Source organism: Marinovum sp. 2_MG-2023, from assembly GCF_030548265.1.
Classification (GTDB): domain Bacteria; phylum Pseudomonadota; class Alphaproteobacteria; order Rhodobacterales; family Rhodobacteraceae; genus Marinovum.
The window spans coordinates 25,113-40,351 of record NZ_JAUOSD010000025.1; the positions used below are offsets into that span (position 1 = coordinate 25,113).

Consider the following 15,239-nt stretch of genomic DNA (forward strand, 5'->3'; position numbering starts at 1 on the left):
AGCAAGCCAAGGTGTTATCGGCAAATGTCATGGACCCGGGCCGCCAACCATTGCAAATCTGCATCCTCAATGCCCAATTCGACCAAATGTGCGGCGGTATTCCACAGATATTCGGTGTTCGTACCACGCCCGCCAACGGCATGGGCGATGATCTGGGCCTGCTGTTCCAACGGCATATCCCGGCAATATTGCCAATGATCCGTGTTGATCACATAGGCCAGCGCCTCGACCCGGCGGCCATCATCCATACCCAGCATCACATGCCGCTCGACATAGGCCGACGACACCAGCTCGCGGTCGCGCAGATAGGCCAGCGTCGCATCCTCTGTCCCCGGCTCTGCCCGCAGCGCCACCCCGTCACAGACCGCATCTGTCGCCTCGTCCAGCGCCAGAACAAGCCCCGGATCTTCTTCGGTGCCACGATGGTGGATTGAATGCATGCAGAAACTGCGGCGATAGCCCTCAAGCGAGGCCAGCCGGGTTTCCGCGACCGGAAAGCCGGGGTTCCACAAAAGAGAGCCATAGCCAAAGACCCAAAGTGCCATGATGCTTTTCCTTTCGACTGTCGGGATGTAATGCATCACGGCAAGAGGCAAAAGCCCAGCCCCGCCGCGACGGAGACCGCCCATGATGAAACGACTTGCCATTTTGATCATTCTGGCCGCTGTCGGGTGGGCCGGTCATTGGCTTTGGGGAAAACAAACCCTGATGGCCACCTATCAGTCCTGGTTCGCCGAGCGCCGCGCCGAGGGGTGGCAGGCCGAATACACCGATATGGCCATCCGTGGCTTTCCCAACCGGCACGACACGACGTGGGAGGGGCTGTCGATCACCGACCCAGACAGTGGTCTGGGATGGCGCGCGCCGTTCTTTCAACTCTTCCTGCTCAGCTACAACCGGCATCATGCCATCGCGATATGGCCCAATCGCCAGGTGATTCTGACGTCAGAAGGCGAATTCGATGTCACCAGCGAAAGCCTGCGCGCCAGCCTGGTGACCGAAGAAGATGCCCATTACCTGCAACGGGCAAACCTTGTGGCGGATGTGCTGAATATCACCGATCCCGACGGTGCCACCACCGCCCTGGCGCAATTGCGCATGGCGGCAAACCGCACCGACAATGCAACCTATGATCTGGCGATCACGGCAGAGGGTCTGGCCCTGCCCGCCGGTCTCTTGCGCGCCACCGGCGGGACGTTGCCGGATACATTCTCGGCCGCACAGATGCAGGTGACGGTTGGTTTTGACACGCCTTGGGCGTTAAACGCGCCGCACATCCGACCACAACCGGTGCTGATTGACCTTAAAAATGCGGCGCTGGAATGGGGGCCCATGGCGCTTCGGATGACGGGCAAGATTGACATTGATGACGCGGGTCGCGGCAATGGCGAGATCAACCTCCAGGCCCGCAACTGGCGCGATATGCTGGCGATTGCCCGTGCCTCGGATCAGGTGCCCGCAGTGTTGCTGGACGGGATCGAGACAACATTGACACTGATGTCGTCTCTTTCCGGCAGCAGCGCGACACTGGATGCCACGCTGCGCCTGAAAGAGGGTCAGATCTGGCTGGGTTTGGTGCCCCTGGGCAAAGCCCCAAGATTTGTGCTTCGCTGATCGCCGCAATACCCAATCAACCTGCAAGCGCGGCTCATGAGGCCGCTGACGGATCTGGCCGTTAACCGGCGGCCTGAAGCGCCTGCATTTCGGGATACATCGCGGCCCGCCCCGCCGCGACATAGGCCATCAACCGCGCATTGCCCTTGACCAGGTCCGCCAGCGGCGATGCCCCCGGAAGGGTCGACAACATGTCAAGAAACGGCACCACCGACGCATCTGCGGCCGTGGGCCGGTCCCCGAACAAAAACGGACCGTCCCACAGCAGCGCCTCAATCGCGGCAAGATCTTCCTGCATCAGCGCCAACCGATCGGCGTCGTTCATTCGGGAAAATCCATGTGCAAGCATGCCGGTGCGCACCTGATTCCGAATGTCATCGGTCACGGCCACCCGCTGCACCTCCGGGATCGAGGCAAAGAAAATGTCGCGCACCCGGACCCAGCAATCGTCATTCATCCAGCGTTCGTGCACCAATCCCAATGACAGGTTTTCCTCGGCCAATCGCTGAAACGCCCGCGCCGTGGCTTTCTGCAACGCGGTCAAACCGGGGTGGAAATCGGCGCCGCGCGTTTCGAGAAAGGCCTGAATACGCCCCGAATCCGGTAGCAACGCGCCATCGACCCGGATCACCGGCAGTTTTCCGTATGGCATTTCGGCGGGCCGTTCAAAGTATTCCGGCGTCCATGCCTCGCCCGCCATGGTCAAAAGGCTCATCGCTTTGACACAATAGGGGCTATGTGACGGGCAACCGAAGCTGGGCGGAAAAGTCAGTAGAGTGATCATTGGTAAATTCCTGTGTTGTGGTGCCCCTGACTACCAACCCCTCTTGTCAGTTTTTGTCAGCACATACCGTTGTCAGCCCCCTGTCCTTGCCAGTACCCTGCCCCAAGACGCCCCCAGGAAACCCAATGCCAAGATGACCCGCACCCAACGTCTCTTTCAATTGATGCAGGCCCTGCGCAGCCTGCCGGCCCCGGTCACCGCGGCGGAGCTGGCCGACGAAATGTCGGTCGACCCGCGCACAATATACCGCGATATCAATACTTTGCGTGAAATGGGGGCGGTGATCGACGGCGCGGCGGGCTATGGCTATACCATGATCGAAGATCACGCGCTGCCGCCCATGGGGTTCGAAAATGACGAGTTGGAGGCGCTGGTCCTGGGCCTGCGCGAAGTTCAGGAAATCGGCGACCCCACTCTGGCGAAAGCGGCGGGTCAGGCCCTGACCAAGCTACGCGCCCGCCTGCCCGACAAACAGGCGCATCGCCTGCGCCATGCGGTCCTGCATGTGCATCATTTCCACGAAATTCCCAAACCCGGTGTCGATGCGGCCGTGCTGCGCCGCGCGACTTGGGACGAAATGCGCATTCGGTTTGCCTATCGTGACAAAGACGGCAACGCCACAACGCGCGAGGCCGATCCGCTGACCATTTCCTATTTTCAGATGAGCCATTGCTTGCTGGCCTTTTGCCAGTTGCGACAGGATTTTCGCGCGTTCCGCCTGGACCGCATGACCGATCTCGAAGTGCTGGACATCAGCTTTCGCCCGCGCCGCGTGCCCATGCTGCGCGACTACATGGCATTGCTGAAAGCCGGAACAGAACGGCACAAAGGTGGCGAACGCCAATAAGACCCCGGGGCTTCTTCTGTTCTCAAATATCCCGGGGGTGAGGCGGAACGCCGAGGGGGCTGGCCCCCTCTAAACCCCTCTGGCCTCCTCTGCCGCGCCTGATACAAAGCCACCCGATCACAGGGCACTCAGGTCACCACCCGCAAGGTCAGGTTGATCCGCCCGCCCTCTTTCATCAATCGGGATGAGCCGAATTTTATCCGATCCACCCCATGATGCACCAACCGCGCCTTGCCGCGCATCACAACCACATCACCAGACTCAAGCCAGATTGATTCGGTCTTGCCGCCCTTTTCGACATTGCCAATGCGAAACAACCCGGCGTCCCCCAGCGACAGCGACACCACCGGCTGGTCGAAATCCGCCTCGTCGCGGTCCTGATGCAGCCCCATGCGGGCGCCTTCGCCGTAGAAATTGATCAAACAGCACTCCGGCATCCGCGCCTCGGGCGCAACCTGGCGCCAAATCGCCAAAATCGCTTCGGGGATCACAGGCCAGGGCCGGCCATTCGGGTGAAATGGCTGATAGCGATACCCCGATCGGTCCGTGACCCAGCCAAAATCCCCGGCGGCGGTCATCCGTACCGACATCCGCCGCCCACCGGGCGTTTCGGGATGAAAAAACGGGGCCTCACGCGCCACATCGCGCAGCAATTCCAGCATTTCAACCTGTTGGCCCGGTGTCACATGCCCCTTCCAAAGCTCGACTCCGCGCAGATTCAGGACCGTCATGCGCTTTCCCTTCACATTTCCTCAACAAAACCGACCGCATTTGCACAATAGCGTCGCCCAGAGCGCTTGCAGCACCCAAAACCGGTCCTTATATACACGCCGAAGCGCGGAACGGGCCGCAGGGCTCTCCGCCAAATCATTCGGGACGGGATGCTGTAATGGGTCCTGCCTCGTGTCATCGCCTTGAAGAATAAAAGGGATCGCAAAATGGCCAAAGTAATTGGTATTGACCTCGGAACGACCAACAGCTGCGTCGCCATCATGGACGGCAGCCAGCCACGTGTAATCGAAAACGCCGAAGGCGCACGGACGACCCCGTCGATCGTCGCTTTCACCGACAACGAACGTCTTGTCGGTCAGCCTGCAAAGCGTCAGGCCGTCACCAACCCGGAAAACACCGTTTTCGGGGTAAAGCGTCTGATCGGTCGCCGGAATGACGACGCGGATCTGGCCAAAGACAAAAAGAACATGCCATTCAACGTCATCGACGGCGGCAATGGCGATGCTTGGGTTGAAGCGAAAAGCGAAAAATACAGCCCCAGCCAAATCTCTGCCTTTATCCTGGGCAAGATGAAAGAAACCGCCGAGAGCTATCTTGGCGAGGACGTGACCCAGGCGGTCATCACCGTTCCGGCCTATTTCAACGACGCCCAGCGTCAGGCCACCAAAGACGCCGGCAAGATCGCCGGTCTCGAAGTGCTGCGGATCATCAACGAACCGACAGCGGCGGCCCTGGCCTATGGTCTCGACAAAGAAGACACCCACACCATCGCGGTCTATGACCTTGGCGGCGGCACCTTCGACGTGACCATCCTTGAAATCGACGACGGGTTGTTCGAAGTCAAATCCACCAACGGCGACACCTTCCTCGGTGGTGAAGATTTCGACATGCGGATCGTGAACTACCTCGCGGATCAGTTCAAGAAAGAGCACGGCGTTGACCTGACCAAGGACAAAATGGCGCTGCAACGGCTGAAAGAAGCCGCCGAGAAAGCCAAGATCGAACTGTCCTCGTCCAGCCAGACCGAAATCAACCAACCGTTCATCTCGATGGACCCGAACGGTGGCCAGCCGCTGCACATGGTGATGAAACTCACCCGTGCCAAGCTGGAATCGCTGGTCAGCGACCTGATCAAAGCCTCGATCAAACCCTGCCAGGCCGCGTTGAAAGACGCCGGATTGACCACGTCGGACATCGACGAGGTTGTTCTGGTGGGTGGTATGACCCGCATGCCGCGCGTGATCGAAGAAGTGACCAAGTTCTTTGGCAAAGAGCCGCACAAAGGTGTGAACCCCGACGAAGTCGTTGCCATGGGCGCCGCGATCCAGGCCGGTGTTTTGCAGGGTGACGTCAAAGACGTTGTTCTGCTTGACGTGACGCCGCTGTCGCTGGGGATCGAAACCCTCGGCGGTGTTTTCACCCGCCTGATCGACCGCAACACCACGATCCCGACCAAGAAATCGCAAATCTTCTCGACCGCCGAAGACAACCAGAACGCCGTGACGATCCGGGTGTTCCAAGGTGAACGCGAAATGGCCGCCGACAACAAGATGTTGGGCCAGTTCAACCTTGAAAACATCCCGCCCTCGCCGCGTGGCATGCCCCAGATCGAAGTGACCTTTGACATCGACGCCAACGGCATCGTGTCGGTTCAGGCCAAGGACAAGGGCACCGGCAAGGAACAGAAGATCACGATCCAGGCCTCGGGTGGTCTTTCGGACGAAGACATCGAAAAGATGGTGCACGAAGCCGAAGAGAACGCCGAATCGGACAAGGCGCGCAAGGAATTGGTGGAAGCCAAGAACCAGGCCGAAAGCCTTGTGCATTCGACAGAAAAATCGCTGGAAGAGCACAGCGACAAAGTCGATCCGACCACGGTCGAAGCCATCGAACTGGCACTGGCGGCCCTGCGCGACGAAATGGAAACCGACAATGCCGACAAGATCAAATCCGGCATTCAGAACGTGATGGAGGCGTCCATGAAGCTGGGCGAAGCCATTTACAAGAATAGCCAGGAAGAGGCCGGTGAAGAGCCGACCGCCGCCGATGACGGCCCCGATGATGACAGCATCGTCGATGCCGATTTCGAGGATCTTGATGGCGACAAACGCGCCTGATCATCCGTGATGACAGCGCGACGGAACCACTGCGGGGGCCGGTCCGGATGCCGGGCCGGCCCCCACATGTTCCTGAAAGGAGGACAGAGGCATGTCCAAACGTGATTATTACGAGGTTCTGGGCGTCGCCCGGACCGCCTCCGCTGACGAGTTGAAGAAGGCCTATCGCAAAAAAGCGATGGAACTGCACCCCGACCGCAACGCCGACAACCCCGAAGCCGAAGGCAAGTTCAAAGAAGCAAACGAAGCCTACGAAGTGCTGAAAGACGCCGACAAAAAGGCGGCTTATGATCGCTACGGCCATGCCGCATTTGAGGGCGGAATGGGGGGCGGACGCCCCGGCGGACATCCAGGCCAGCAGGGCGATTTCGCCAGCGCCTTTTCGGATGTGTTCGACGATCTGTTCGGCGATTTCATGGGCGGGCGCCAGGGCGGCGGCCAGCGTGCGGCACGCGGGGCCGATCTACGCTATAACCTGCGGGTAACGCTGGAAGAAACCTATTCCGGTCTGCAAAAAACCATCAACGTTCCAACATCGGTGCAATGTGGATCCTGTAATGGGTCCGGCGCCGAAGGGGGCGCGGAACCGGCAACCTGTCCGACGTGTTCCGGCATGGGCAAGGTCCGCGCGCAGCAGGGCTTCTTTACCGTTGAACGCACCTGCCCGACCTGCTCCGGTCTTGGCCAGATCATCAAGAACCCCTGCCAAAGCTGCCACGGCGCGGGTCGCGTCGAAAAGGAACGTGCGCTCAGCGTCAACATTCCCAAAGGCGTCGAAACCGGCACCCGCATTCGTCTTGCAGGTGAGGGCGAGGCCGGGATGCGCGGTGGGCCTCCGGGCGATCTCTATATCTTTATCGAGGTCAGCGCCCACAAGATCTTTGAACGCGACGGCGCGGATTTGCATTGCCGGGTGCCGGTGTCAATGTCGGCTGCCGCGCTTGGTGGCGACATCGAAGTGCCAACCATTGATGGCGGACGCAGTCGGGTGAAAATTCCGGCGGGGTCGCAATCGGGACGGCAAATGCGCCTTCGGTCCAAGGGCATGCCGCCGCTGCGGGGTCCCGGGATGGGTGACATGTTCATCGAACTTGCGGTTGAAACCCCGGTCAATCTGACCTCTCGCCAAAAAGAGCTCCTGCGTGAGTTCGAGGCCCTGAGCGAGGATAACAACCCGGAAAGCAAAAGCTTTTTCTCATCCGTCAAAGGATTCTGGGATAGCATGAAGGGTTAATCCTTTGCCGCAAAGACGCCTGCAAGGGCGGATGCGCGGGGCTTCGGCCTGTGAAAATTAACCAATGCTTTACCAAGCTGGGCCATGCTGATGGCATGGCCCGGACAACCGCCTTTTCAGAATCACCCTTACCGCTGTTTGACAGCGACGAGGCCACCGCCGTTCCGGCGTCGGCCAACGGCGGCACGCGGCTGCCGTCGTATATCCGCGACCATCGCAAACGGCTGCGTGACCGGTTTCTGGCGGGCGGGGCGGATGCGTTGCCGGATTACGAAATGCTGGAACTTGTCCTGTTCCGCGCCATTCCCCGTCAGGATGTCAAACCGCTGGCCCGGCTGCTGCTGGAACGGTTCGGCGATTTCAATCGGGTGATCTCTGCCCCGATCCCCCGGCTGTCCCAGGTCAAGGGCGTCGGAAATGCCGTGATCTGTGAATTGAAACTGGTTGAGGCCGCCGCCCAACGTCTGGCGCAATCCCGCGTGCTGGAACGCCATATCGTGTCCAGCTGGGACCAATTGATCGCCTATTGCCATACCGCCATGGCCCACCGCGAAACCGAACAGTTTCGCGTGCTGTTCCTGGACCGCAAGAACATCCTGATCGCGGATGAAGCCCAGGGCCGGGGCACCGTCGATCATGTCCCCGTCTACCCGCGTGAGGTGGTGAAACGCGCGCTCGAGATCAATGCATCGGCCCTGATTCTGGTGCACAATCACCCCTCAGGCGATCCAACCCCCAGCCAGGAAGACATCGACATGACAGCCCAGATCGAAGTTGCTGCCGGTGCGCTCGGCCTCACGCTGCACGACCATATCATCATCGGCAAAAGTCGTGAGCTTAGCTTTCGGGCCGAGGGCCTGTTATAGCTGGCGCACCCTACCGCAACTTTTTGAGGATGTAGAAGGACGCATTGCCGTCTGGCACCTCGCCGATGCTGTTCTGATAGGCCCGCAGCGCCGCAATTGTGGCCGGGCCAACCTGGCCATCCACACCTTTGGTATCAAACCCCTTTTGGGTCAGACGGCGTTGCAATTCCATCCGTTCGGCCCGGTTCAGCGCCCGATCGCCAATCGGCCAACCACCCTGAATGGCCGGTCCGCCGGTGATGCGATCCGACAAATGCCCCACCCCCATCGCGTAAAGATCAGAGTTGTTGTACCGTTTGATCACGTCAAAATTCTTGAAAATCAAAAACGCCGCGCCGCGCGATCCGGCGGGCAACATCAGATAGGCCGAGCCATAGTCCCGCACCGGACGACCGTCCATGCCCACCACGCCGGCGCGCGCCCAATCGCTGGGCATACGGCGGGTTTTCGATTTCACCTGACCGTAATCGAACCCGCGCGGCAGCTTCACCTCGACACCCCAGGGCATCCCGCGCGCCCAGCCAAAGCGGGCAAGATAGGCCGCCGTTGATGCCAGCGCATCGGTCGGATCATTTGACCAGATGTCACGTTTGCCATCGCCGGTGAAATCCACCGCATATGCTGCAAAAGAGGTCGGGATGAACTGGGTGTGGCCCATCGCACCGGCCCAGCTGCCGGTCATATTGGCGGGCGTGGTGTCACCGCGCTGCAGGATTCGCAGCGCTTCGATCAATTGTTTCTCGAAAAACCGACCGCGTCGGCCATCATATGCCAGGGTCGCCAAAGCCTCGATCACCGGGATGTCGCCACGGGTTTCCCCATAGGCACTTTCCAGCCCCCAAATCGCTGCGACCACATGTTTGTCGACACCATAATGGGCCTCGATCCGGTCCAGCGTACGGGAATTTCGGCGATACGCCCGTTTGCCATCGCGGATGCGTTTGTCGGACGCGGCAATATCAAGGTATTCCCAAACCGTCTTGGTGAATTCCGTCTGCCGCCGATCGCGTTCGATCACATGGCTGTTGTAGGTCACGCCGCGAAACGCCCGGTCATAGGTCGCCCCCGACACCCCCGCCGCCAAGGCACGCGGACGAAATGACCTTACCCAGGACTGGAAACCGGGATTGTTGACCTTGACCACGGGATCAGCGGCGCGGGCCGCCCCGGCCAGATCTGACGGCCGCAATTGCGGCCGCAGGCTGGGGCCGGTCAACATGGCGATTTGCACGGCGGTATCCACCGCTTGGCCCGGGCGCATCCCGGGCCGGGGCGAGCTTTCCAGCGCAAAAACCGGCAGGGCAACCGCCGCCGTAATTCCGAGAGATACAAGTAATTTCAATAACATAAACCTAACTCTCTGATTTCAGATTTCACATCATCATAGCAGATTGCGCAATTGCGGAAACTGATGGTTTCGTGATTGGCGACAATCCTCCGGCGCCAAGGGCAGCCGGACCAGGATCAGCAGGCTTAGCTGCGGGCCGACCAGGACGCCGACACATGCCGCCGGGTATAGAATTCGCCCATCAGACCAAGCGTGATCAACGCGATCCCCAACCAAAGGGGGTAATCGGTGTTCGAATTGCGCGGGAAATAATTCACAAAGGCAAATCCGCGCGCCTGATCAATGGTGTGGAACAACGGGTTCCAGTCAAACATCACCAACAGGTAGCTGGGCAGGGTATTGGCCACAAACATCTTGCCCGAGGCGATCATGTTGGCCCGCTGATAGATGGTCGATGCAATGCTGATCGCGGTCGGGAACCAGGGTTTCAGGGCCAGAAACACCATGCCAACCGCCGCCCCGGTGAACCACGACAGAAGCAGCATGGCCATACAGCCGACAGGATCGTGAATCTCCACATCCTTGAAGCCGACATCATAGACAAACAACACGATCAGCACCGACAGGATCTGAATGTACAGCGCGGACAACATTCCCGACAGGATAGAGATTATCGTGTTCATCGGCGCGTGCTGCATCATTGGCGATGCTGGCCCCTCGGCCCCGACAACCGCGCTCATGGTTTTGATGTGGGTCATGTACAGGAAAATGCCGGACATGATGTAAATCATGAAATCGCCGCGCAGTTTCAGACCACGCAGCCCCAGAACCGTGAACATCACGTAAAACACCACAACCATGATGATCGTTTGCAGCACATTCATGAAAATCGACATCAATGCATTGCCGTGCGTCTTGCGCACATTTCGCACCGCGCCATGATAGACCAGTTCAATCGTCGCCAAGAGCGATTGAAACGCGGTTTTTGGACTTCGTTGAACGAACATGGGCCTGCTCCGCCTGATGTATTCTTATGACACGGAATTCTTGCTGTTCCGTTGCTATGCGAGCATAACGTTATACAAACGTTCTGACAACAAATCCCGACGGCATTTTACCAAAGGAGTAGAGCTGTGAATTATGATGAGCTGACCCGCGTGATCCGAAAACTCGCGTTGGAGGCCGGGGATGTGATCATGGAGATCTACAATTCAGACGATTTCGAAGTAAAATCGAAATCCGACGACAGCCCGGTCACTGCCGCTGATGAGGCCGCTGATGCGCTGATTTCCGCTGGATTGCGCGCCGCATTTCCCGATGTGACTTTGGTCACAGAAGAGCAATCCGACAGCCACGAAGCCCGCGCCGAGACATTCCTGATTGTCGACCCGCTGGATGGCACCAAGGAATTCATCAATCGCCGTGGCGATTTCACCGTCAATATCGCCTATGTCGAAAGCGGCGTTCCGACGCGCGGCGTGGTTTATGCGCCGGCCAAAAATCGGTTGTTCTACACCAATGGTATGGGCAATTCGGTTGAGGAAACCGGCCCCTTTCACAAGGACACCCCCGGCGCCCTGACCCCGATCAAGGTGCGCCAGCCCGACAATCAGGCACTTTTGGTGGTGGCTTCAAAATCGCATCGCGATCAGGCCACCGACGATTACATTGGCAAATACAATGTCGAAGACATGAAAAGCGCCGGATCGTCGCTGAAATTCTGTCTGGTTGCGACGGGCGAGGCGGACATTTACCCGCGTGTCGGGCGCACGATGGAATGGGATACCGCTGCGGGTCATGCGGTGCTGAACGGGGCCGGTGGCCATGTTGTACGCTTTGATGACCACACCGCATTGGCCTATGGCAAAGAAGGTTTCGCCAACCCGTTCTTTATCGCCTACGCACCGGGCGTGGACCTGAAGGACGCCTGACAACCTTGGCCACGGTCAGCGTCATCATCGTATCACACGGACGCCCGCGGGCGTTGAAACGATGTTTGCTGGCCGTGCGCCAACTCCTTTATCCTGAATTCGAAATTGTGGTGGTTGCCGATGGCGGCGGTCTGCGGGCCATCCATGGCACGCCGCAAAGTTCCGCGATCAAATCAGTACAATTTGACGAAGAAAACATCTCGGCGGCGCGCAATATCGGCATCGGATTGGCCACGGGCGAGGTTGTTGCCTTTATTGATGATGATGCGGTGCCGGAACCGACCTGGCTCACCCATCTGGTGTCCGCATTTGATGATACAGAAGTGGCGGCCGCAGGCGGCTATGTGCGTGGGCGCAACGGTGTGTCCTGGCAATGGCGGGCTGCCTGGGTCGATGCGGCGGGCGGGCGCCACCCGCTGACGCTGCCCGATGATCAACCGGTGGTCCTACACCCCAAACCCGGCCGCGCGATCAAGACCGAAGGCACCAACATGGCATTTCGCCGCGAGGTGATTGCCGGCATTGGCGGCTTTGACCCTGCATTCCGGTTTTTCCTCGATGAAACAGATGTGAACCTGCGGCTGGCGCGCGGCGGCCATGCCGCAGCGATTGTCCCCCTGGCCGAGGTGCACCACGGATTTGCCGCAAGTGCCCGGCGGCGCGATGACCGGGTGCCACGGGATCTGTTTGAAATCGGGGCAAGCCACGCGGCCTTTTTGCTTCGTCACTGCCCTGTCAATGAGCGTCCGGCACAGGCGGCGGCATTCACCGATGAGCAACGTCGGCGATTGCTGCGCCACTTGGTGGCGGGTCGACTGGAGCCGCGCGATGTCCGCCACCTTTTGCAGCGATTGGCACAAGGCATGGCAGAGGGACGCAACCGCGCGCCCAGCGCCCTGCCGGCCCTGCCCCGATCCAGCGCCGCGTTTTTACCGATAAAACGCAGTGCCGTACCGCAATCGCGGATTCACTATGGACGCTGGCGCATTCGCACAAAAATCAGGCAGAAGGCCGCACATGATGTCGCGGCCGGCCATATTGCAACGGTTATGATATTTTCTTTTAGCGCCTTGTTTGGTCGCGTACTTTTTACTGAAAATGGGTTCTGGGAGCACAGCGGCGGTCAGTTTGGCCAAATGAAACGTCAGGGAAAACTGTTTCAAATCCGTCGCTTTGCGGGAAAGTGCCGAAACGAGACAAACCGCGTGCGCGCGGTCAGAGGATTAAGTAGACCATAGCCGGATCATCGCCCAACACGTTGGTCTTTGCCAATTCGAAAATTGATCGGTTTGATGTAATACGCCCGTCACAGGGCATTGGAAAACGAGGGTATTAATGCGTAACAAGGTTACGAAAGCAATCTTTCCAGTCGCAGGTCTGGGCACGCGGTTTCTTCCGGCGACGAAATCAGTCCCAAAAGAAATCATGACGCTGGTCGACCGCCCGTTGATTCAATACGCTATCGACGAAGCCCGCGAAGCCGGGATCAAGGAATTCATCTTTGTAACCTCGCGCGGCAAAGGTGCATTGGAAGATTATTTCGACCATGCGCCGCAGTTGGAAAACGAACTGCGCAAGAAGGGCAAAGATGACCTGCTTGAGACCCTCAAAAGCACCAATATGGAAAGTGGCGCCATTGCCTATATCCGCCAGCACAAGGCATTGGGATTGGGGCACGCGGTATGGTGTGCGCGGCGTTTGATCGGCAACGAACCCTTTGCCGTCATGTTGCCGGACGACGTCATTGCCTCAGAGAAATCCTGTCTGCACCAGATGGTCGAAGCCTATGAGGAAACCGGCGGCTGCATGGTGGCGGCGATGGAAGTTGCCCCTGAAAAAACATCCTCTTATGGCGTGCTCGATGTGTCCGAGGACCACGGTAAATTGGTCTCGGTCAAAGGCATGGTCGAAAAGCCCAAAGTCGAAGACGCACCCTCCAACCTCGCTGTCATCGGGCGCTATATCATCACCCCGGATGTGCTGCGCAATCTGAACAAGTTGAAACAGGGCGCAGGCGGCGAAGTCCAATTGACCGACGCCATTGCCCAGGAAATCACCGAAGGCCGCAAGGTATCCGGTCTGCGGTTCCGCGGCCAACGGTTCGATTGCGGTTCCAAGGCGGGGTTCCTGCAAGCGACCGTGGCCTTCGGGCTGGCGCGCGAAGAATTGCATGACGATCTGCATGGCTTCCTGCAAGAGCTGATGGCTGTGGACAAAGCGGCCCAATAAACATGAGGGCGGCACGATGGCACATGTATTCGCGACTATGTGCATGTCTCCGATCTGGTCGATGTGCATGTTCTGGGCCTGAAATGGCTGAAGAATGGGCACGGCAGCCGGGTCTTCAACCTGGGCACCGGATCGGGATTTTCCGTATTCGAGGTGATTTCCCATTCCGCTGCGGTCACCAACCGCGAGGTGCCTTATGAAATTGGTGGCCGCCGGGCGGGAGATGCCACAAAACTGGTTTCCGGATCGACCCGCGCTGTGCAAGACTTGGGTTGGACACCCACAAGATCCAACCTGGAGGCGATGATCCGTGATGCCTGGCGATGGCACCAAAGCGGCCATTACGACCGATAGCGCCGCCGCACCACCGGCCCGATGCATTGACATCACGCGGCTGATCCGGCGTGCCGGACGGCCAATGACCGGCGTCGACCGGGTGGAATTTGCTTATCTGCGCGCCCTGGTGGCGGATGCGGTGCCGGTTTTTGCCTTGGCACGCACCCGCCAAGGATATGTTTTGCTTGCCCCCGAAGGGGCTGCGGAAATCCTGCGTCGCGCCGGGGCGGATGAATGGGGGCCGCTGGATGCGCTCGGCCGTTTTCTGGGCCGTGTGTCCGGTGGCTCTGAAATCCGGCGAAGGGCCGAAGCGGATCTGCGCCGGAATGCGCGCGCGCGGACGTTGCCACACCGTCTTGGCGCGATGCTGCAACAGCATTTGCCCGCCGGTATCAGTTATCTCAACACCGGGCATTCCAACCTGACGGACCGCGTTATTTCTGCGCTGCGATGCGTGCGGGACGCCCGGATTTCGGTGCTGGTGCATGACACCATTCCGCTTGATTTCCCGCAATATCAACGCCCTGAAACCCAGGTGAAGTTCAAGGCCTTCCTGGGGCGGGTCGCAAGGCACGCCGATCTTGTCATTGCCAATTCCGCCGTGACCCGTGCCGATTTCCTGCGCCATTGCGAGGCCTTTGGCCGCTTGCCAGAGTGTATTGTGGCGCCGCTTGGGATCGAACTGGCACAGCCTGCGGACCTGCCGAACAGCGCCTTTCCCGATGCCCCTTACTTTGTCTGTGTCAGCACAATCGAGCCGCGCAAAAATCACGCATTGCTCTTGGATATCTGGGACAGTTTCGCCGAAGAGGGCCGCAAAGCCCCGTATCTGTTGATCTGTGGCGGCCGTGGCTGGAACAATGACGCGGTTTTTGCCCGGCTCGACCGGGGCAATCCATTGGTTCAGGAACGCCCCGGCCTGTCGGATGGCGAAATTTCCGCGCTTCTGGCACGCTCCTGCGGATTGGTTTTCCCCAGCCTTGCCGAAGGTTACGGCCTGCCCCCGGTCGAGGCCGCTGCACTGGGCGTTCCGGTAATTTGCAGCGATCTGGAGATATTCCGGGAAACGCTCGCAGACATTCCCATTTACCCGGCACAGCCTGACGTCTATTCTTGGCGCAAGGTACTGGAGCAGGTACAAAAGAAAAAACAACCACGGGCGTTATTTCATCCGCCGAATTGGGACAGTCATTTCAATATTGTCTTAAGCTCGGTCTGATAGCGACACCGGGAATTTAGTATTGAGGGAAGTGGAGCGGTT

The 15,239-nt window shown here is 59.1% G+C and carries 14 protein-coding genes and 1 pseudogene; 10 read left to right on the top strand and 5 right to left on the bottom strand.

Features of this window, described 5'->3' with window-relative positions; genetic code table 11:
* Positions 1-14 precede the first annotated feature (14 nt).
* Complete coding sequence (locus Q4577_RS19955) at positions 15-545, bottom strand: gamma-glutamylcyclotransferase (RefSeq protein WP_303472237.1); 531 nt, start codon at positions 543-545, stop codon at positions 15-17.
* An 82-nt stretch (positions 546-627) separates the two neighbouring features.
* Here Q4577_RS19955 and Q4577_RS19960 point away from each other — a divergent pair, with 82 nt between their 5' ends.
* A complete protein-coding gene (locus tag Q4577_RS19960) occupies positions 628-1,614 on the top strand; it encodes a DUF2125 domain-containing protein (RefSeq protein ID WP_303472239.1) in 987 nt (328 codons plus the stop codon).
* Between the two features lie 61 nt (positions 1,615-1,675).
* Here Q4577_RS19960 and Q4577_RS19965 read toward each other — a convergent pair whose 3' ends face one another.
* Entirely contained in the window at positions 1,676-2,398 is a 723-nt protein-coding gene (locus tag Q4577_RS19965; RefSeq protein WP_303472241.1) for a glutathione S-transferase family protein, read from the bottom strand.
* Between the two features lie 133 nt (positions 2,399-2,531).
* Here Q4577_RS19965 and Q4577_RS19970 point away from each other — a divergent pair, with 133 nt between their 5' ends.
* Positions 2,532-3,245: a YafY family protein gene (locus Q4577_RS19970; RefSeq protein ID WP_303472243.1), complete on the top strand. Its 714-nt coding sequence runs from the start codon at positions 2,532-2,534 to the stop codon at positions 3,243-3,245.
* Between the two features lie 128 nt (positions 3,246-3,373).
* On the opposite strand, the gene Q4577_RS19975 is transcribed toward Q4577_RS19970, so the two are convergent.
* Positions 3,374-3,976: an alpha-ketoglutarate-dependent dioxygenase AlkB gene (locus Q4577_RS19975; protein WP_303472244.1), complete on the bottom strand. Its 603-nt coding sequence runs from the start codon at positions 3,974-3,976 to the stop codon at positions 3,374-3,376.
* 207 nt (positions 3,977-4,183) lie between these two features.
* On the opposite strand from Q4577_RS19975, the gene dnaK reads away from it, so the two are divergent.
* The 3 genes from dnaK to radC all read left to right on the top strand — a co-directional run bounded on the left by dnaK (position 4,184) and on the right by radC (position 8,194).
* Entirely contained in the window at positions 4,184-6,094 is a 1,911-nt protein-coding gene (gene dnaK / locus Q4577_RS19980) for a molecular chaperone DnaK (protein ID WP_244684673.1), read from the top strand.
* Positions 6,095-6,185: 91 nt separating this feature from the next.
* On the top strand, positions 6,186-7,328 hold the full coding sequence (gene dnaJ / locus Q4577_RS19985; protein WP_244684671.1) for a molecular chaperone DnaJ: 1,143 nt from the start codon (positions 6,186-6,188) through the stop codon (positions 7,326-7,328).
* A gap of 95 nt (positions 7,329-7,423) precedes the next feature.
* A complete protein-coding gene (gene radC / locus Q4577_RS19990; RefSeq protein ID WP_303472280.1) occupies positions 7,424-8,194 on the top strand; it encodes a DNA repair protein RadC in 771 nt (256 codons plus the stop codon).
* A gap of 10 nt (positions 8,195-8,204) precedes the next feature.
* Here the strand turns inward: radC and Q4577_RS19995 are convergent, their stop codons facing one another.
* Positions 8,205-9,542 (bottom strand): lytic murein transglycosylase, encoded by a 1,338-nt coding sequence (locus Q4577_RS19995; RefSeq protein ID WP_303472248.1) that lies wholly within the window; start codon positions 9,540-9,542, stop codon positions 8,205-8,207.
* 125 nt (positions 9,543-9,667) lie between these two features.
* Complete coding sequence (locus Q4577_RS20000; protein ID WP_244684667.1) at positions 9,668-10,489, bottom strand: ABC transporter permease; 822 nt, start codon at positions 10,487-10,489, stop codon at positions 9,668-9,670.
* A gap of 126 nt (positions 10,490-10,615) precedes the next feature.
* Between Q4577_RS20000 and cysQ the strand changes: the two genes are divergently transcribed.
* The 5 genes and pseudogenes from cysQ to Q4577_RS20025 all read left to right on the top strand — a co-directional run bounded on the left by cysQ (position 10,616) and on the right by Q4577_RS20025 (position 15,197).
* Positions 10,616-11,413, top strand: coding sequence for a 3'(2'),5'-bisphosphate nucleotidase CysQ (cysQ, locus tag Q4577_RS20005; protein ID WP_303472250.1), 798 nt, complete (start codon positions 10,616-10,618; stop codon positions 11,411-11,413).
* A 5-nt stretch (positions 11,414-11,418) separates the two neighbouring features.
* On the top strand, positions 11,419-12,651 hold the full coding sequence (locus tag Q4577_RS20010; RefSeq protein ID WP_303472252.1) for a glycosyltransferase family 2 protein: 1,233 nt from the start codon (positions 11,419-11,421) through the stop codon (positions 12,649-12,651).
* A 97-nt stretch (positions 12,652-12,748) separates the two neighbouring features.
* Positions 12,749-13,642 carry a UTP--glucose-1-phosphate uridylyltransferase GalU gene (galU, locus tag Q4577_RS20015; protein WP_303472254.1) on the top strand — a complete coding sequence of 298 codons (894 nt, stop codon included), beginning with the start codon at positions 12,749-12,751 and terminating at the stop codon, positions 13,640-13,642.
* A 15-nt stretch (positions 13,643-13,657) separates the two neighbouring features.
* Positions 13,658-13,996 (top strand): annotated as a pseudogene (locus Q4577_RS20020) (NAD-dependent epimerase/dehydratase family protein); the annotation flags it as partial.
* A complete protein-coding gene (locus Q4577_RS20025) occupies positions 13,956-15,197 on the top strand; it encodes a glycosyltransferase family 1 protein (protein WP_303472256.1) in 1,242 nt (413 codons plus the stop codon). The pseudogene Q4577_RS20020 and the gene Q4577_RS20025, both read left to right, overlap by 41 nt.
* Positions 15,198-15,239: the final 42 nt, after the last annotated feature.